18 protein-coding genes are annotated in these 18,917 nt (G+C 33.2%); 8 read left to right on the top strand and 10 right to left on the bottom strand.

What is annotated here, in order from left to right:
- Nucleotides 1–65: 65 nt before the first annotated feature.
- The gene (locus tag ABXT06_RS12980) at nt 66–509 is read right to left on the bottom strand and encodes a PepSY-like domain-containing protein (protein WP_354591129.1); all 444 of its coding nucleotides are present in this window, start codon (nt 507–509) and stop codon (nt 66–68) included.
- A gap of 331 nt (nt 510–840) precedes the next feature.
- On the opposite strand from ABXT06_RS12980, the gene ABXT06_RS12975 reads away from it, so the two are divergent.
- The 3 genes from ABXT06_RS12975 (at nt 841) to ABXT06_RS12965 (ending at nt 5,326) form a co-directional block, all read left to right on the top strand.
- Nucleotides 841–2,475, top strand: coding sequence for an ABC-F family ATP-binding cassette domain-containing protein (locus tag ABXT06_RS12975; protein WP_354591128.1), 1,635 nt, complete (start codon nt 841–843; stop codon nt 2,473–2,475).
- A gap of 255 nt (nt 2,476–2,730) precedes the next feature.
- Nucleotides 2,731–3,876: a porin gene (locus ABXT06_RS12970; RefSeq protein WP_354591127.1), complete on the top strand. Its 1,146-nt coding sequence runs from the start codon at nt 2,731–2,733 to the stop codon at nt 3,874–3,876.
- A gap of 19 nt (nt 3,877–3,895) precedes the next feature.
- Nucleotides 3,896–5,326 (top strand): anion permease, encoded by a 1,431-nt coding sequence (locus tag ABXT06_RS12965; RefSeq protein WP_354591126.1) that lies wholly within the window; start codon nt 3,896–3,898, stop codon nt 5,324–5,326.
- Here the strand turns inward: ABXT06_RS12965 and ABXT06_RS12960 are convergent.
- Nucleotides 5,323–5,625 carry a GNAT family N-acetyltransferase gene (locus ABXT06_RS12960; protein WP_236673106.1) on the bottom strand — a complete coding sequence of 101 codons (303 nt, stop codon included), beginning with the start codon at nt 5,623–5,625 and terminating at the stop codon, nt 5,323–5,325. The genes ABXT06_RS12965 and ABXT06_RS12960 overlap by 4 nt on opposite strands.
- Before the next feature lie 294 nt (nt 5,626–5,919).
- Between ABXT06_RS12960 and ABXT06_RS12955 the strand changes: the two genes are divergently transcribed.
- Complete coding sequence (locus ABXT06_RS12955) at nt 5,920–6,576, top strand: alpha/beta hydrolase family protein (RefSeq protein WP_354591125.1); 657 nt, start codon at nt 5,920–5,922, stop codon at nt 6,574–6,576.
- Nucleotides 6,577–6,706: 130 nt separating this feature from the next.
- Entirely contained in the window at nt 6,707–7,216 is a 510-nt protein-coding gene (locus ABXT06_RS12950) for a hypothetical protein (protein ID WP_354591124.1), read from the top strand.
- Nucleotides 7,217–7,449: 233 nt separating this feature from the next.
- Here ABXT06_RS12950 and ABXT06_RS12945 read toward each other — a convergent pair whose 3' ends face one another.
- Nucleotides 7,450–7,965: a hypothetical protein gene (locus tag ABXT06_RS12945; RefSeq protein ID WP_008464839.1), complete on the bottom strand. Its 516-nt coding sequence runs from the start codon at nt 7,963–7,965 to the stop codon at nt 7,450–7,452.
- A gap of 169 nt (nt 7,966–8,134) precedes the next feature.
- On the opposite strand from ABXT06_RS12945, the gene rpmH reads away from it, so the two are divergent.
- Nucleotides 8,135–8,296, top strand: a complete 162-nt coding sequence (gene rpmH, locus ABXT06_RS12940) for a 50S ribosomal protein L34 (RefSeq protein WP_008464848.1) — start codon at nt 8,135–8,137, stop codon at nt 8,294–8,296.
- Between the two features lie 143 nt (nt 8,297–8,439).
- The gene (carB, locus tag ABXT06_RS12935) at nt 8,440–11,295 is read left to right on the top strand and encodes a carbamoyl-phosphate synthase large subunit (protein WP_354591123.1); all 2,856 of its coding nucleotides are present in this window, start codon (nt 8,440–8,442) and stop codon (nt 11,293–11,295) included.
- Between the two features lie 355 nt (nt 11,296–11,650).
- On the opposite strand, the gene yiaA is transcribed toward carB, so the two are convergent.
- The 5 genes from yiaA to ABXT06_RS12910 form a co-directional block, all read right to left on the bottom strand.
- On the bottom strand, nt 11,651–12,058 hold the full coding sequence (gene yiaA / locus ABXT06_RS12930; protein ID WP_354591122.1) for an inner membrane protein YiaA: 408 nt from the start codon (nt 12,056–12,058) through the stop codon (nt 11,651–11,653).
- A 150-nt stretch (nt 12,059–12,208) separates the two neighbouring features.
- Nucleotides 12,209–12,748, bottom strand: coding sequence for a GFO_1091 family lipoprotein (locus ABXT06_RS12925; protein ID WP_354591121.1), 540 nt, complete (start codon nt 12,746–12,748; stop codon nt 12,209–12,211).
- 1 nt (nt 12,749) lies between these two features.
- Nucleotides 12,750–13,277 carry a GFO_1090 family protein gene (locus ABXT06_RS12920; RefSeq protein ID WP_111424584.1) on the bottom strand — a complete coding sequence of 176 codons (528 nt, stop codon included), beginning with the start codon at nt 13,275–13,277 and terminating at the stop codon, nt 12,750–12,752.
- 16 nt (nt 13,278–13,293) lie between these two features.
- Nucleotides 13,294–13,755 carry a PG0215 family putative anti-sigma factor gene (locus tag ABXT06_RS12915; protein ID WP_354591120.1) on the bottom strand — a complete coding sequence of 154 codons (462 nt, stop codon included), beginning with the start codon at nt 13,753–13,755 and terminating at the stop codon, nt 13,294–13,296.
- Complete coding sequence (locus ABXT06_RS12910; protein ID WP_354591119.1) at nt 13,742–14,251, bottom strand: GFO_1088 family ECF-type sigma factor; 510 nt, start codon at nt 14,249–14,251, stop codon at nt 13,742–13,744. Before ABXT06_RS12910 ends, ABXT06_RS12915 begins: the two co-directional genes overlap by 14 nt.
- 169 nt (nt 14,252–14,420) lie before the next feature.
- Between ABXT06_RS12910 and ABXT06_RS12905 the strand changes: the two genes are divergently transcribed.
- On the top strand, nt 14,421–15,878 hold the full coding sequence (locus ABXT06_RS12905; protein ID WP_354591118.1) for a GFO_1087 family putative carboxy terminal peptidase: 1,458 nt from the start codon (nt 14,421–14,423) through the stop codon (nt 15,876–15,878).
- A 79-nt stretch (nt 15,879–15,957) separates the two neighbouring features.
- Here the strand turns inward: ABXT06_RS12905 and ABXT06_RS12900 are convergent, their stop codons facing one another.
- The gene (locus ABXT06_RS12900; RefSeq protein WP_354591117.1) at nt 15,958–17,031 is read right to left on the bottom strand and encodes a YncE family protein; all 1,074 of its coding nucleotides are present in this window, start codon (nt 17,029–17,031) and stop codon (nt 15,958–15,960) included.
- A 4-nt stretch (nt 17,032–17,035) separates the two neighbouring features.
- Nucleotides 17,036–18,889, bottom strand: a complete 1,854-nt coding sequence (locus ABXT06_RS12895; protein ID WP_354591116.1) for a TonB-dependent receptor plug domain-containing protein — start codon at nt 18,887–18,889, stop codon at nt 17,036–17,038.
- Nucleotides 18,890–18,917 lie beyond the last annotated feature (28 nt).

Raw genomic sequence — 18,917 nt, 5'->3', positions numbered from 1 at the left:
GTTTTGTTATTTTAAGGTTTTAGTGAATTTTTTAATTTTCTAATTGACACATTTTCTAATTCAACTTATTTGTCAATCTTAATAAAATCTCCTTTCATATTGAATTTTAATTCTAAACCATTGGTTAATTTTGTTTCATAGCCAGAAGATTCGATTTCTATTTTGGTTACGTCTTCTTTAGGGAAATTTGATTTTATATAAGAAGCAACTTTTTTAGGGATAATAGATTTTGGAACTTTACTGTTTTTTGCCTCCACTTCTTTCCAGTTTCCTTTTTTGTCAAACTCAATTTCAATCTGATTGTCGTATTGCACTTTGTATTCTGTAGAAAGAATTTCTTTGTCTTCCAATATGTAGTTTGGCTTTTTTGAACCAAAATGCGTTTTTAAGAATGTTTGAGCATTCGCAGGCAAAGCTTCTTTTTTGATTACAGTTTTTTGAGCATTTGCAGTAAGTCCCAATAGTAATCCTGCAATTAAATAGACGGTCAGTTTTAATTTCGTTCTCATATTTTGCTGATTTTTAAAATTATAAGGCAAGTTAAGATTAAAATTTTGAAATTGGAAAGTCTGAGTAGCTTTAAAAATCAATCGAGCTTCTTTTTTGCCACAGATTAAAAGATTAAAAAAGATTTTTTTAGAATATGCATTCTCTGAAAAAAATGTAATCAGTAAAAATCCTTTAATCTATGGCAAAAAAAAAATACATCTAATTGACACATTTTCAAAATTATCTAATTATCAAATTGGCACATTATCTAATTAAATCTATCTTTGCAGCACGAAAAAAATGGGTAGTCGGATAAACGATTAACCGATTAAACAAAATTCACAAACACAAATGATTACAGTTAACGATATTTCGGTTCAGTTTGGCGGAACTACACTTTTTAGCGATGTTTCTTTTGCTATTAATGAAAATGATAAAATTGCCCTTATGGGTAAAAATGGTGCGGGAAAATCGACACTTTTAAAGATAATTGCTGGTGTAAACAAGCCTTCAACAGGAAATATTTCGGCTCCAAAAGAAGCTGTAATTGCCTATTTGCCTCAGCATTTGCTTACTGAAGATGGTGCGACAGTAATGGAAGAAGCATCAAAAGCTTTTAGTGAAATTTTTAAAATGAAATCTGAAATTGATGATATCAATGAGCAGCTGACAGTTCGTACTGATTATGAAAGTGACGAATACATGAAATTGATCGAAAGAGTTTCTGACTTAAGCGAGAAATTTTATGCTATTGAAGAAGTGAATTACGAAGCTGAAGTTGAGAAAATATTAGTTGGTTTAGGTTTTGAAAGAGAAGATTTTGCACGTCAAACTTCAGAATTTTCAGGAGGATGGAGAATGCGTATTGAGTTGGCTAAAATTTTATTGAGAAAACCAGATTTAATTTTACTGGATGAGCCTACTAACCACATGGATATTGAAAGTATTCAATGGTTAGAAGATTTCTTATTGACTCAGGCAAAAGCTGTTGTGGTAATTTCGCACGATAGAGCGTTTGTAGATAATATTACAAACAGAACTATCGAGGTGACAATGGGAAGAATTTACGATTACAAAGCAAAATATTCTCATTATTTAGAATTAAGAAAAGATCGTAGAATTCATCAGCAAAAAGCATACGACGAGCAACAAAAAATGATTGCTGAAAATCGTGCTTTTATTGAGCGTTTTAGAGGAACGTTCTCTAAGACAGATGCTGTTCAATCTCGAGTTAAAATGCTTGAGAAACTTGAAATAGTAGAGGTTGATGAAGTTGATACATCTGCATTGCGTTTAAAATTCCCGCCGGCGGCACGTTCTGGTCAATATCCGGTTATTGTAAAAGAAATGTCTAAAGCATACGGAGATCATGTTGTTTTTAAAGATGCAAATATTGTAATCGAACGTGGCCAAAAAGTGGCGTTTGTTGGAAAAAATGGTGAAGGAAAATCAACAATGATTAAAGCAATCATGAAAGAAATTGGTGTTGATTCAGGAAGTGTAGAAATCGGACATAATGCTCAAATTGGGTATTTTGCTCAAAATCAAGCGGCGCTATTAGATGAAAATGCTACTATTTTTGAAACTATCGATAGTATTGCGGTTGGCGATATCAGAACACAAATCAAAAATATTTTAGGCGCTTTCATGTTTCAAGGAGATGATATTACTAAAAAGGTAAAAGTGCTTTCTGGAGGGGAAAAAACACGTTTGGCAATGATTAAATTATTGTTAGAACCAGTTAACTTGCTAATTCTGGATGAGCCTTCAAACCACTTGGATATGAAAACTAAAGATATTATTAAAGACGCTCTAAGGGATTTTGATGGAACTTTAATTTTAGTTTCTCACGACCGTGATTTCCTTGACGGATTAGCAACTAAGGTTTTTGAATTCGGAAATAAACGAGTGAAAGAACATTTTGAAGATGTGGCAGGTTTCTTAGCGCACAAGAAAATGGATTCTATGAGAGAAATCGAGAAATAATATTCTTTAAATATATTTCTAAAGGGCATAAGTTTATTCTTATGCCCTTTTTTATTATCGTATATTTTGGTAACAGTATTTTAATGCAATTTTTTTTACATAAAATATCTTTTTTTGTTATTTTAGTACTTCCATTCCATGTTGACTATAAGCAGTTAACTTTTGATCTCAAGAATAAAGGGCTGATTCATTTAAATCGGCTGTATAAGCATTCATGTTTCAATTTATTTTAAGCCTATGAGTAAAAGTCTACTAATGCCAATTTTTTTTCTTTTTTTTATAACGCCAACTTTTTTACACGCCCAAGGCGATTTGAATCAAGGAGCTGATAAGACCGATAAAACGGAGAATGGAGAAGTTAAATATCCGCAGTTTCAGTTAAAAGGACTGCTTCAGGCGAGATATTTAGAAAGTTTTGGAGATAATGTAGATGTTTTAGGAACTCATCATTCAACAGGAGATGCAGTTCAAAGTTCTTTTGACATAAAAAGAATGCGTGTGGGGCTAAATACAAAATTAAGCGAAACTACAGAAATTGTAATTCTGGTTAATTTGGCAGATTTTAAATCGGATACAAAAGGAAAAGTTCTTGAAAATGCCTACGGAAAATATACTTTCAATAAATATATTGCCTTAACAGGAGGGCAGTTTCGACCTGCTTTTGGTCTTGAGGAGCTTGTGCCGGTAGACATTATTAAATCTTTCGATTTTTCCAATCAGTATTATGAATTCGGGAAAAACGGATGGACGAGTTTTCAAATTGGAGCATCGGCAACTGGAGCTTTTGATATTGGGAAAATTCCGGTGAATTATGCTGTTTCGGTTTTAAACGGAAATGGGAAAAATGTAGAAATGGATAAAGACAACGGAAAACAATATTCTTCGAGATGGGTTTTCGGTTTATCAAAAGAATATGATATTAATTTAGGTTTAAACGGCGGTTTCGGAAAAGTTTTTAAAGAAGATGTTTTTGCAATTGGAGCCGATATTACTAGCGAGTTTCAAATGACTGACAAGCTTAGTTTTGATTTGCAGATAGAATACAAGCAGGGAACAAACCATAATTTATACTATTCATTGCCAGTTGATGGAAGAACGGATAATGTTGCCGATTATCAAATGCGAGGTATTTATTTCTTGCCGAACTTTAGGTATACCGTAAATTATCAAAAACTCACAGCGCTTGAATTGTCGTGTCGTTACGAAACTTTCGATCCAAGTTATAAAATTAATTCGAACCTTCGAACGACTTACACGCCGATGGTTAGTTTAGAATTTGGGAAATCGTATACAGGCCGCATCGAGATGGGATTTGAGATTGATAGATTCGATAAGAATATTCCAGATACATCAAACTACAATGATAATTTATTTTTAATTCAGTTACAGCTAAGAATTTAATTCACTTAATTTTTGTTTTATGAAAGAAGTAAAAATTCCTCAGACTTTAATTACGCTGGCAGTTTTAGTTGCCATTTGGTTTATTCCAGCGCCAGAAGGTGTTGTGACAGAAGCTTGGCATTTATTTGCCATTTTCGTGGCTACTATTTTAGGAATTATCTTAAAAGCGGCTCCGATGGGAACTATGTGTATGATTGCAATCGCCTTGACAGCAATGTCTCAGGTATTGGCTCCGGGAGATCCTGGAAAATCAATCACATTGGCATTAAAAGGATTTGGCGATAAAGTAATCTGGCTGATTGGAATTTCATTCTTTATAGCGAGAGGATTTATAAAAACAGGTCTTGGAAATAGAATTGCTTTTTTATTTATAAAAATATTCGGAAAAAGTTCTCTGGGATTAGCATATGGCTTAGGATTGGCAGATTTGGTTTTAGCGCCAGCCGTTCCGAGTAATACCGCGAGAGGAGGAGGAATTGTTTATCCGATTATGAAATCAATGTCGATGAGTTTTGGTTCGATGCCAGACAAGCCTGAAACACATAGGAAATTAGGAGCCTATTTGACTTTGAATAGTTATAACATGAACTTAATTGCCTCATCAATGTTTTTGACAGGAACAGCCAGTAATCCGATGTGTCAGAAATTTGCGCTCAATTTAGGCATAAAAATTAGCTGGATGTCATGGGCGGCGGCGGCTATTGTTCCTGGTTTGTGTGCTTTTTTAGTAATTCCATTTGTCTTATGTAAAATCTATCCACCAGAATTAAAGAAAACGGGAGATGCACCACAGCTTGCTATGCAAAAATTGAAAGAGATGGGAGCGATAACAAGAGATGAATGGATGATGTTGCTTACATTTTTTATTCTGCTTTTTCTTTGGATGACGGGAGATTTGTTTTCTATAGATGCTACAACAACTGCTTTTATCGGGTTGGTAATTTTGCTTTTAACTTCAGTTTTAACTTGGGAAGATGTAAAAGCTGAAAAAGGAGCTTGGGATACCATTGTCTGGTTTTCTGTTTTGGTTATGATGGCGAGTTCGCTAAACGAATTAGGTTTTATAGCATGGTTCAGTGATTTGGTAAAAGCACAAATTGGCGGACTAAGCTGGCAAATGGCTTTTCCGATAATTATATTGGTTTATTTCTTTAGTCATTATCTTTTTGCAAGTGCCACTGCGCACGTTGCAGCAATGTACGCAGCTTTACTTGGTGTTGGTGTTTCGCTCGGAATTCCGGGATTATTGCTAGCATTTATGCTTGGTTTTGTCGGATCTCTTTACGGAACATTAACTCATTATGGTCACGGTCCGGCACCCGTATTTTTCGGGAGCGGTTACGTTGACCTAAAGAGCTGGTGGGTCAAAGGGCTTATAACCGGTTTGGTTATGCTCTTAATCTATATGGTAATAGGAGGATTGTGGCTCCGAATTATAGGATATTTTTAAATTCTAATTCCTGGAGGAAGCAATTCTTTGTATTTAGGGTTCTTTTTGAAAAACGAAACGATCTTTGGGTGAATAGGAACTACTCTGTAATTTTTTTCAGAACTTAAATCTAATATGTTTTTAAGTAAAGTGTTGATTGTTTCTTCGTTCTCGAATGAATCAGGCTTGTTGATTTTGGTTAAGAAGATTTTCTTTTCTTGAAATTGATACTCAACTGCCAACATTCCTTCAGGGATGACAGTTTCGAATTGGCGTGCAAATGTGTTGTCTTTGATTTCCATAGTTACAGATGTTTCCATAGTAATTTCTTGTTAGGTTATTGGTAAATAGTGAATTTGGGACTCGAAATAGGTATTGAAAGAAAATTCTTTATAAGATTTAAAATCAAAAAATATTTCGAAATGCAAAGGTAATCATTTGATTTTCAATATTAAATTATTTTTTGCAGCTATAAACTTTAAGTTATTGTTTTGAAGTTTGATTTTTTGGGTCAGATGTAATAAATAGGTCTGAAATTTGATTATCATGATATTAAAAAAAGGTAACTTTATTTTTTAGAATAAATATCCTAATGGTAATTTCATTTTAATGTTATGAGTAAAATTCCAGTTTATTTTATGCCAGGTTTGGCTGCGAGTTCATCTATTTTTGAAAGAATAAAATTGGATGAAGATATTTTTGAAACGTATCTTCTCGAATGGGAAATACCAAACCCAAAAGAATCTTTATCCGATTATGCACTCCGAATTAGCAAAAATATAAAACACGAAAATCCTGTTTTAATTGGGGTTTCCTTTGGTGGAATCTTGGTGCAGGAAATTTCGAAGCATATAAAAGCGCGAAAAGTCATCATTATATCAAGCGTAAGAAGCAATCATGAATTTCCTAGAAGAATGAAAATAGGAAAGTCTACAAAAGCTTATAAGCTAATCCCGATGCAGTTGATTCTTAATATTGAAAAGCTTGCCAAGTTTTCATTCGGAGAAAAAGTCAATAAAAGAATCAAATTATACGAGAAGTTTCTGTCTGTTCGTGATTTAGGTTATCTGCAATGGGCAGTAGAAAGCGTAATTCTATGGGATCGCGATCAAATTGACGAAAATGTGATTCATATTCATGGAGATCAAGACGAAGTTTTTCCGATTAAATATATAAATAAATGCATTTTAGTCAAAGGAGGAACTCATATTATGATTCTCAATAAGTACAAATGGCTGAATGAGAATTTGCCTTCGATTATACTTGATTAAATTCCAATTTTCAAATTCCAAATTCCAAAATGTAGAGTTGTAATCTTTACCAAAGTAACTATAAGATTTGTCCTCCTGAGCGAAGTCGAAGGATGCGCAAAGTAGCTCCGTAAATGAATTCAAAAAAAATATGAGAATCAGTATAGTTGTTTTGGTGTTAATTTTAGCAGGATGTAAATCTCCAAAGAAAGATTATGATTTTACTTTTTTTAAGTGGAATATTCACGAATCATATTATTTAAAATTTAATTCATCTGATACGCTTTATTATATTGATGTTTATGGATATAATAAAGAAGAAAGTTTTTTTACAATTTTAAATAAAGAAGAAAAGGAGAAAATGCAAAATATATTGGATACTATAACTTTTCCTAAGGAAGAAAGTTTTGAAAATAGTAAAGTTGAGGATGGAGAGACGAATGCCTTTGTATTAAAGAGCGAACAAAAGTTTAAAAAACTGAAAATTCACGAATCTGGGCCTAAACAATTTTTGTTATTTGGAAAATCATTAGATAAATTGAAAATTAATCATCAATTTATTAAAACGAATAAAAAAGTAGATTTAAAAGAAATAAAAAAAATGGTTATTATGCCCATGCCGTCTGGATTTGTTATTGATACTTTAGGGTTGAAAAAATAAATGGTTTTTATTGTTTTTTGCCAAAGTTTTTAGGTAAAGTAACCACAAAGTTTTGTCCTCCTGAGCGAAGTCGAAGGATCGCATGCTAAATCCATCCAGTGTGCCTTTACTTTGCGTGTCCTTCGACTTCGCTCAGGAAGACATAAAATGAGAGAAAATCTAAAATCTACAATAAAAAAAATCCCAAACTCTTTTTGGAATTTGGGATTTCAATATTGGAATTTAAAAAATCGTTAGATCTTCTTCATTTGCTCTTTCATCATAGAGATTTGCTCTTTCAGCATTCCTTGTTTGTCTAATTTCTTAGCTTCGTTAAGTAAATTAGTCGCTTCAAGTTTTCTTCTACGAGACATTGCCACTCCTGCAAGGTTTAATTTAGCTACAGCCAAATCCATATCCATTGATAGTCCAAGTTCGATTGCTTTTTTGAAATGCTTTTCTGCTTGGTTGATATTAGTCTGAGATAACATGATGCCTTGTAAATAATTTAAGTATCCTTGTTGTTTTCTTACTAATGCACCTTCTGGATTTTTGATATATGATAACCATTTATTAGCTCCTGCGAAGTCTTGTTTTCTTAATTTAAGGAAAGCTAAAAGGATAAATTCGTTTTTGAAATAAAGAAAAATCGGAATTGCAGTCAATAATATAAGAAAGATTCCATTTCCGATATTACTTTCTGTAAATTGCCAAATGCCCGCCACTACAAGAAGTCCGGCCAAAATAAGTTTAATATTCTTGTGAAACATAATAGATGTATATTTGTGATTGCAAATATAGTAAAAGGAATTAAAAATATTTTTATAAAAGTGCTTGCCAGAGAAAAAAGTCTTTGTATATTTGCACTCGGTTTTTGAACAACGATATCCAAAACCAAAATAAAGAGTTAATAGATACCATTTTTAAAGATACAAAGCAATGAGCAAAAGAACATTTCAACCATCGAAAAGAAAAAGAAGAAATAAGCACGGATTTATGGACAGAATGGCTTCTGCGAATGGAAGAAAAGTTCTAGCGCGTAGAAGAGCAAAAGGAAGACATAAATTAACTGTTTCTAGCGAGCCTAGACACAAAAAATAATGTTTGTATAAACATACATAAGGCGATTACTTTTTTAGTATCGCCTTTTTTTATACCTTTTCGGTAAAATTTTATTCAACTTTCTAGTTTATAATGTACTAGAGAGGTTTTTAAATCGTAAATAACTACACAATACATACAAAATGCCTAAAGACACATCAATAAAATCAGTTTTAATAATAGGTTCAGGACCTATTGTTATTGGCCAAGCTTGCGAATTCGATTATGCGGGATCTCAATCTGCACGTTCGATTCGTGAAGAAGGAATTGAGGTTATCTTGATTAACTCGAATCCAGCGACGATTATGACCGACCCATCTATGGCCGATCATATTTATTTGAAACCTTTAACTACAAAATCGATTATTGAAATTCTTAAGGAACATCCGCAAATTGATGCAGTTTTACCAACAATGGGAGGACAAACAGCATTGAACTTGTGTTTGGAAGCTGAGGAAAAAGGAATCTGGCAGGATTTCGGAGTAAAATTAATCGGTGTTGACGTAAATGCAATTAATATTACTGAGGATAGAGAGCAGTTTAAACAGCTTTTAGAAAGAATTAATGTACCAACTGCACCTGCAAAAACAGCTACTTCTTACTTAGAAGGAAAAGAAATTGCTCAGGAATTTGGTTTCCCACTTGTAATTCGTCCATCGTTTACACTTGGAGGGACTGGAGCAGCTGTGGTTTACAAAAAAGAAGATTTTGATGAGCTTTTAACTCGCGGACTTGAAGCTTCTCCAATTCACGAAGTTTTGATCGACAAAGCTTTGATGGGATGGAAAGAATATGAGTTAGAGCTTTTAAGAGATAAAAATGACAACGTTGTAATTATCTGTTCTATCGAAAACATGGATCCAATGGGAATCCACACTGGAGATTCGATTACAGTAGCGCCAGCGATGACATTATCTGATACAACTTTCCAAAAACTACGTGACTACGCAATCTTAATGATGAGAAGTATCGGGAACTTTGCTGGAGGATGTAACGTACAATTTGCAGTTTCGCCAGACGAAAAAGAAGATATCGTAGCAATCGAGATTAATCCTCGTGTATCTCGTTCTTCTGCTTTAGCATCAAAAGCAACTGGATACCCAATTGCTAAAATTGCTTCAAAATTAGCTTTAGGTTATAACTTAGATGAGTTACAAAATCAAATTACAAAATCGACTTCGGCTCTTTTCGAACCAACTTTAGATTATGTAATCGTAAAAATACCACGTTGGAACTTCGATAAATTTGAAGGTTCAGACAGAACTTTAGGTCTTCAGATGAAATCTGTAGGTGAGGTTATGGGAATCGGACGTTCTTTCCAAGAAGCGCTTCACAAAGCAACTCAATCTTTAGAGATTAAGAGAAATGGTTTAGGAGCAGACGGAAAAGGATACAAAAATTACGAACAAATTATCGAGAAACTAACTTATGCAAGCTGGGATCGTGTATTCGTGATTTACGATGCAATCGCAATGGGAATTCCGTTGAGCACAATTCACGAAATTACAAGAATCGATATGTGGTTCTTGAAACAATACGAAGAGCTTTATACTTTAGAAAAAGAAATTTCAAACTACAAAGTTTCAAATCTTCCTAAAGAATTATTGCTTGAAGCAAAACAAAAAGGTTTCGCAGACAGACAAATCGCTCACATGATGAGTTGTTTGGAAAGTGAAGTACACACTTTGCGTACAGACATGAACATCAACCGTGTTTTCAAACTAGTTGATACTTGTGCAGCTGAGTTTAAAGCAAAAACACCTTATTACTACTCAACATTTGAAGCTGAAATCGAAAAAGCAAACGGAGAACGTTTTGTAGATAACGAAAGTATTGTAACAGATAGAAAGAAAGTAATTGTTTTAGGTTCTGGACCAAACAGAATTGGACAAGGAATCGAGTTTGATTACTCTTGTGTACACGGAGTTTTAGCAGCTAAAGAATGCGGTTACGAAACCATCATGATTAACTGTAATCCTGAAACGGTTTCTACAGACTTTGATACTGCTGATAAATTATACTTCGAGCCAGTTTTCTGGGAGCATATTTACGACATCATCCAACACGAGAAACCAGAAGGTGTAATCGTTCAGTTAGGTGGACAAACAGCGCTTAAATTAGCAGACAAATTATCTAAATACGGTGTAAAAATCATCGGAACTAGTTTTGATGCACTTGACTTAGCAGAAGACAGAGGACGTTTCTCAGACTTATTGACTGAATTACACATTCCGTTCCCAAGATTCGGAATCGCTGAAACTGCTGACGAAGCATCAAAATTAGCTGATACTTTAGATTTTCCACTTTTAATTCGTCCTTCTTATGTATTAGGAGGTCAGGGAATGAAAATTGTAATCAACAAAAAAGAGCTTGAAGAGCACGTTATCGACTTGTTGAAAGCAATTCCAGGAAATAAATTATTGCTAGATCACTATTTAGCGGGAGCAATCGAAGCTGAAGCTGATGCAATCTGTGATGCTGATGGAAATGTTTACATCATCGGAATTATGGAACACATTGAGCCTTGTGGAGTTCACTCTGGAGATAGTAATGCAACATTGCCTCCTTTCAACTTAGGAGAATTTGTAATGCAACAAATTAAAGATCACACGCATAAAATTGCTAGAGCTTTAAAAACAGTTGGATTAATCAATATTCAGTTTGCAATTAAAGATGATACGGTTTACATTATCGAGGCAAATCCAAGAGCTTCAAGAACGGTTCCGTTCATTGCAAAAGCTTACGGAGAGCCTTATGTAAACTACGCTACAAAAGTAATGTTAGGTCATAATAAAGTAACTGATTTTGATTTCAATCCGAAATTGAACGGTTATGCAATCAAACAACCAGTTTTCTCTTTCAGTAAATTCCCGAACGTAAACAAAGCGCTAGGACCAGAAATGAAATCAACAGGAGAAAGCATCTTGTTTATTGATGACTTAAAAGACGATCAATTCTACGAACTGTATTCTAGAAGAAAAATGTATTTGAGTAAATAATCTCAGATTCTATTATAAAAGAAAAGCTCCAATGAAAATTGGAGCTTTTCTTGTTTTATACGCTTTGCTGTTCCATAGGAACATTTTGTTGGTAGTAGAAATATTGTGTTGTTGTCGTTGTTACGTTCCGTAGGAACGTTTGGTATTGACATCATTTTTTAAACAACCCGATAATCAAACGTTCCTACGGAACGTAAATATAGCTGTTAGCTGTTTTTTTTCTACCGATGAGACATTCCTACGGAATGAAAGCTAGATATAAAAATACAAAGCTAAAGTTGTGTTTCAGTAAAGGGATAAAATACTAAAGGCGCTGTTTCAGTATTTGAAGCAGCCCCTTTAGTATTTTAATTAATTATAAATCCTTTTCGTTTTGACCAAAGTTCATATTGTCTCTAGTATTTTTTTGAACTGAAATTGCACCGAACAATGCTAATAGAAAAGCAAAGGCATAAAATCCTTTTTCGCTTGGTAAAATTGTCGCATTCCATAATCCGACAACTAAAAGAACAATTGAAAGTAAAGTTCCAAACCAGCAGATTCCGTAGTAAATATCGGTTACGGGAAGTTTTTCAAGACGGTCTCTTACACTTTTTTGTAATGAAACAACAGCAAAAAGTCCGAACATTAAAACAGTGAAATAATACCCTTTTTCGTTTAATAGCATTTCTGCTCTAGCAAGTCCAACAATAAAGCCAACTGTCCCTGCTCCAAGAGCAACCCAAGATGCCGCGATAAAGGCATTTGATGTTTTTTGTATCATAATTTATTATTTTGGTAAGTGGCAAATATAATTAAATTAGATTCAGGACGAAATAAATAGGAGTTGTTTTGTTCAGTAAAATCGCTCAAATAAATAAAAAGAAAAAGCTCCGTAATCGGAACTTTTCTCATGTAAAAAGTAAGATGTATTTTATTTTTTAAGCAATTGTTCTAAAGGTTTTAACTGCTCCATGTCTATTTTAGAATTTTGTAAAACAGACATTAATGTCATAATATTATTTGGGTTCATATCTTCGCCTAACACACGAACTACTGCAAAACCATTTTCTTTTCTGTTGGCAAAAATGACAAACTCTTTAATATTATCGTCACTTCCAACGTAGCTTACAGAAGCGCCTTCTTTTCCAGATCCGATCTTCATTAATTCTTGATATTTCGGATCTTTTAATATGGTTTTCACTTTGTTTCTTTCAGTTTCAAACTGCGCCTGATTGTTTTGATCAGCTTTAAAAGCTAATATGTTCATTTTGTCAAACGAATTTAAAGCTTCGTTTTGTTCTGCTGATAATTTTGCTTTATCAACATTTAAAACATTTGGCGAAATATCTAAAGAAATAAAGTCTTTTTTCTCTGAATTCTCGACAAAATATTTTTGCAGTGAAGGTTCAGAATTACAGCTCCCCAAAGATAGAAGAGCTGTAAGTGCTAGTATGAAGATACCTTTTCTCATTTTATTTTTTGCCTTTAGAAGCTTTCTTTAAGTCTGAACCGCCAGGAAGCTGCATTTTATCTGTTAGTACTGAGATTTCGTTTATGTCAAAATTACCAGTTAAAGATAATAAAACAGTTTCGTCATTTTTTGCACCGTCAACATACATTAAAAGTTCTCTTATCTGTGTGTCAGTAGCGCCAGATTTTACCATTATTCTAACGTTTTTTCCGCCATCATTTACTCGCATTAATTCTTCTAAACCAGCAGTTTTTACATATTTATCGGCCGTAGCTTTCATGTCGGCTTCTATTTTTGGATTTTTAGTGGTAAATACTTTCAAGTAATCCAGTTTTTTGATAAGAGCAATATATTGCTGAGTCTCTTTATCAGAAGCGTCAGTTTTTACTTTGCTCATTAAATCAAACATTTTTTTGTTTACAATTACTGAGGTTACGTCATCCTGACCATCAAATTTATCAAAAGCACTTTGTGCATAAAAAGTGGTCGAAACGAATGCGAAAACTAAAGTTATAATGAAATTTCTCATGATTTTTTTATTTAATTTACTGTTTAAAAATTTTGTTTTTTGATTGTTCATATTCTTTAATGTATTGTACACTTTCAATACCTACATTAACATTGCTTGATAGTAACGCCAAAGCTTTTTGAGTTGCTTTTAGCGCTTCTTCGGGATTATCGTAAGTTCCTAATTCGGTTTGCGAAGCTACTGCAGTAGTATCATTTTTTTCGCTAATAAAGAAGTAAGTTCCGATTCCTAGCAAAACAACAGCAGAAGCTGCAATCGATAGCCACGCCACATTTCGTTTCTTGGTTTGTAGTGGAATCTCATACGTCGATTTCTGTTCTTTTGCTTGAGAGAAATAGCCAAACATAGGTTTGTACTGCTCCAAATGCTGCGCAACATTTGATGAAGAAAAGTATTCTTTTAATTGATTTTCTTCGGCAATAGAAGTTTCTCCCTGAAAGTATTTTTCTAATATCTCTTCTATTTTATTTAGTTCCATAAAGGTGTGTATTTGTCATTGATTCTCTAATTTTTTTTCTCGCTCTTGAAAGTGCCACTCGTATTGCGGTTTCGTTCATATTTACGATTTTGGCTATTTCTTCAAATTCATATTGTTCAACATCCCGAAGCTGAATTAATAATTGCATTTGTTCGGGCATTTCGTTTATAATTTTTTCAACCCATTCTAAACTGTCTTGATCTTCCAGTTTTTTGTCCAATTGCGGCTGCCGATCGGTAAAATTATTATGGACTATCTGCAGATTACTGGCTCTTTTAGATTTTAGCTGATCGAGACAATAGTTTTTAGTCATTGTCATGGCCAGTGCTTCGACACTATTATAACTTTCAAGATTATCTTTTTTGTTCCATAATTTTACCATTATTTCCTGAGTTGCATCTTCTGCTTCTTCAGTACTAGTAAGCAATCTTTTTGCCAGACGAAAAACTTTGTCTTTAAAAGGATTTATTAATTCTATAAATACAACTTGGTTCATTAATCTGATGGTTAATCGTTAGCTTATATATTCAAGACGAGACACAATTATATTTGTTACAGCAAAAAAGAAAATATTTTTTATGTAAAAAAAATACTGCTTTAGAGACAAAGCTAAAACTAAAGATACTACTTTTACGTTTATTCAAAATATAGATAACCTACACGATATGAAAACAACTTTAAAGAGTGTTCTTTTTCTCTTTTTATTCGCATTTTCTTTGCAATCTTGTGAAGATCAGGATGATGTTGCAGCTCCAGCAGACTTGCAGGTCAATAATTTTATTTGGAGAGGATTGAACGAAGTTTACTTGTGGCAGCAAGATGTGCCAAATCTAGCCGATGGCCGTAATCTCCAGCCCGATTTTAATCAGTTTTTAAGAAGATATTCTAAGCCTGAGGATTTATTTGAAGATTTATTGAATAAGCCAGTGAGCAAATATCCAAACGGTGATGCAATTGATCGTTTCAGCTGGATTGTTGACGATTATACTGTTTTAGAACAAGAGTTAAGCGGTGTTACAAAAAATAACGGAGTCGATTTTAGGCTGAGTCGCGTAGCTTCAGGGTCAAATGATGTGGTTGGTTTTGTACGATATATTATTCCAAATTCAGATGCTTCGACTAAAGCAATTAAACGTGGTGATTTATTTACAAGTGTGAATGGAGTAAAACTTACTGTTTCAAATTATCAAGATTTATTGTTCAATAAGGATAGCTATACGCTAAACTTGGCCGATTATAATGGTAGCGGTTATGTTTTAAATGGAAAATCGGTTGATTTGACTAAAACTGTTTTAGAAGAAAACCCTATTTTCATTAATAAAGTGATTCCTTCTGGAGGGCGTAAAATTGGTTATTTAATGTATAACGGTTTTTATTCAGGTTATGACGATAAATTAAATCAGGCTTTTGGCGAATTAAAATCTCAAGGAATTACAGATTTGATTTTAGATCTTCGATACAACGGAGGAGGAGCAGTGACTTCAGCTATAAGACTTTCTAGTATGATTACAGGACAGTTTGATAATCAAATTTTTGCCAAAACGCAGTATAATACAAAGTGGATGAAAGATATGACTGCTGAAAATTTGGAAAGTTTGAATTACAGATTTGTAAACAATATTGACGATAAACCATTAAACAGTTTAAATTTAACTACAGTTTATATTATTACTACTGCAAGCACGGCATCTGCCAGCGAATTGGTTATTAACGGATTAAAACCTTATATAAATGTAGTTCAGGTTGGAGAAACTACAACAGGTAAAAATGTTGGTTCGTATACAATTTATGATTCTGAAACTTTGTTTACTAAAAAAGGAATAAACCCAAATCACAAATATGCAATGCAACCTCTGGTTTTTAAAATCTCAAATTCTGCAGGTTTTGGTGATTACCAGCAAGGTTTACAGCCTACTTATCAGCAGTACGAAAGAGTAAGTACTTATGGCGTTCTAGGAGATGCTTCAGAACCTTTGCTTAATTTGGCTATTTCAAAAATTACGGGAACCACTGCCAAAAGAACTTTTGATGATTCTGCACCAAATACACCTTATTTGACAGATTCAAAAATCATAAATGGATTAAGACACGGAATGTATTTTCAAAATGATCCAAAAAACTAAAATACAATAAATAGAAAAGGCTTTCAGAAATGAAAGCCTTTTCCATAAAAAAAAAACAAAAACTAATTCTAAGAATAAATTAATCGTTAAAGTAGAATCCGTTTGGACCTAAACCAACAGTTAATTCTTTTAATAAACTTCCGCTTAAATTATAAATGTATGCTTTGCTGCTAGAAGCAAAATCCCCACCGTCTGCAATAAAGATTTTATCATCTTTTACCGCAAAACCGTACATTTTTCCATATTCTGAAGTTGAGCTGTACTGGAAAATTGGTGTTGTAGAAGCTGATGTTGCTGTGTAATCTATTGAGTAAACCGCAGTTTCTAGGGTATAGTATATTTTATTATTATAAATGTCTAAGTTTCTAACTCCATCAAGAGATTCAGGGAAAGTAATTTTGCTGATAGAATTGTCAGATAATTTTACTTTTACAATTTCACTTCTTTCCCCGCTTGCGCTTCTAATAGTGTATAAAATACCATCTTTAATTTCCATTGTATCTGCTCCTCGACCAATAGCTACAGAAGTTTCAAGCTTGTTTGTCGTTGGATTTACTACAAGTAATTTATCGTTATTAAATGGTTCAGTTACATAAAGTTTACTGTTGTAAATTTCAATATGGTTAGCAGTTGTGTTTAAAGCAATTGTAGATTCTACTTTATTTGTTGCTAAGTTGATTACAGCGATAAAATCATCGGTATTACCAGCTGGGTTTGTTTTAGACCAATACGTATTAGCATTGGTTACATAAGCTTTTCCGTCTTTTACAACACCATATCTTGGAGTAATTAAGCCAGTTTCAATTTTTGCTTCAAGTTTAAATGTGTAACGGTTTACTACATTTATAACATTAGAACCGCCAGCAATGATATATGCTTTATCTCCATCAAAAAATATATTTTGAAGATATTTTCCAACAAAATCAGAACCATTTACAGTATTGTATACATCTTTTGTGAAAGTGTTTAAATCGTCGCTAATGAAAGAAACAGAACCTCCATCAGTAAAATTTCCCTCATTTAAGATAAAAATTCCATTATCATAAACTCCTTTTGGATCATTAGAGTGATCTTCATTCGGGGCGTCGTCATTAGAACAAGAAACAAAAAGCGAAACGCTAAGTGCTACTAAAAATAATCTAGTTAATTTCATTATATTAAAATTTAAGGTTTAAGTACAAATTAAAATTTCTTCCTGGCATTGGTCTATATTCTAGACTTTGATAAAATGTATTCCAAAGATTTAAAACCTGAAATCCTACTTTGAAAGAAGACAAAAGTTTAAAATCGTAATCAATTCCAACGTTTGATACATTGTAGGCGTTAACAATTTTCTCAGGATCGTTGTCAGATTGTGTATAAACAAAACCATTATAAAGAAATTGATAGTAGGCAGAAATGTTTTTTCTTGAATAGGCAACAGAAGCTGTAACTTTATTAAAAGGGACAAAAAACAACTGTTTTTTAGTTTCAACATTCTCTGAAACTGTATAAGCATAAGTTGCATTTGCTGTCAGGTTGTTTTTGCCAAAACTTTTTTTCCAACCCAACAATGTTTCTGCTCCATAGCTATTTACCTTGTCAGTATTTTGCGGCATCCAAATACCATTTGTTCCAGGAACCCATCTCAGCAAATCTTTTATTTTCATGTAATAAAAGGTCTGAGTAATATTGAAATTTTGAAAAGTAAAAACATTGCCTATTTCTGCCTGATAAGAACTTTCAGGTTTTAGGTCTGGATTTCCGCCTTCTTCCCAATACAGATCATTAAAAGTTGGAATCCTGAAATTTCGTGATGCATTCAGCTTCAAATTATATAGTTTTCCAAACTGATAAGAAGAACCAACAGAAAACAGAACAGGAGATTTATAATTGTCTGTAAATTCTTTTCGAATGCCGAATTCATTTTTCCAATTAGCTGATGCATCCTGTTTAACAAGCAAAGCAGCAGAACTTATTTCTCTTGTATTATCTCCAAAACCAGAACCATATCCTTTCGTTCGATTATAATCTAAGATTCCATTGACTTGCAATGATTTGAATAATTCATATCCTAAATCTGCTTTTGTAATAAAGCTTTCAGTTTTTCCGTAAGTATAAATATTGCTAGAATTATCCGCATAATACTGATAGTTCTCAAAAATATAAGCAGTTTTTAAATTGGTCGTAAACTTTCCGAAGTTACCGTCATATTCTAGTAAGTTTCGGTTAAAACCATTAACATATTTGCTTTTCATTTCCGATTCGGAAACTAAAGAAGTGTTTCTATCTGTATTTGAGCTTTGGGTATATAATTTTAGAATGTTTTTGGCATTAATTTTATAGCCAGCATTGGCACTTAGTGTAATAACATCATATTGACCATTTTGGTTCCAGCGCTGTTCGCCTTTCCAGTTGTACTGATTTAAATATTTATAATCGTTTGTCGAACTGTTTTTTGAAAGTCCGATTTGAGCACTCCATTTTTTGTTAGAAATAGAAGTTTTGTAATTCACTCCAATCGTATTAAAGCTGCCGTAATCTAGTCTTAAATTATTCTCAAAACGATTAGAAAATAACAAATCGTTATTTAAATGCACAGTTCCTCCAACAGCACCGCTACCGTAAATAACACTTCCGCCGCCCGCTTTTACACTTATCGAATTATAATCAGAACCCGAAATAGTATTAAAATCGGTACTTCCGTTCATTTGAGAGTTAATATTTATTCCGTTCCAGATTACTGCTGTTTGAGAAGAAGTAGTACCTCTAAAAGCGACAGTTGATAACATTCCACGTCCATATTCTTTAAAATAAATCGTAGAATTGAAGTTTAATAAATCGGTTAAAAGAGCTTCGTTTTTGCCAATAACAGAATCATTTAGTTTTAAAACAGATTGTGAAACCGAATAATTTTTTAAGTTTTTGTCTGAAACCAACACTTCTTTCAAACTGGTAATAGAATCGCTCTGCGCCGAAATAATCTGGCACATTAGAAATGAACAAAAAGCAAGAAGTCGTTTTAAAGTCATAATTCCTTCACTCTTTTTCCCGAGAGTT

This window comes from Flavobacterium sp. UW10123, from assembly GCF_040538975.1.
GTDB lineage: Bacteria > Bacteroidota > Bacteroidia > Flavobacteriales > Flavobacteriaceae > Flavobacterium.
This window is presented reverse-complemented; position numbering and strand designations above follow the sequence as displayed.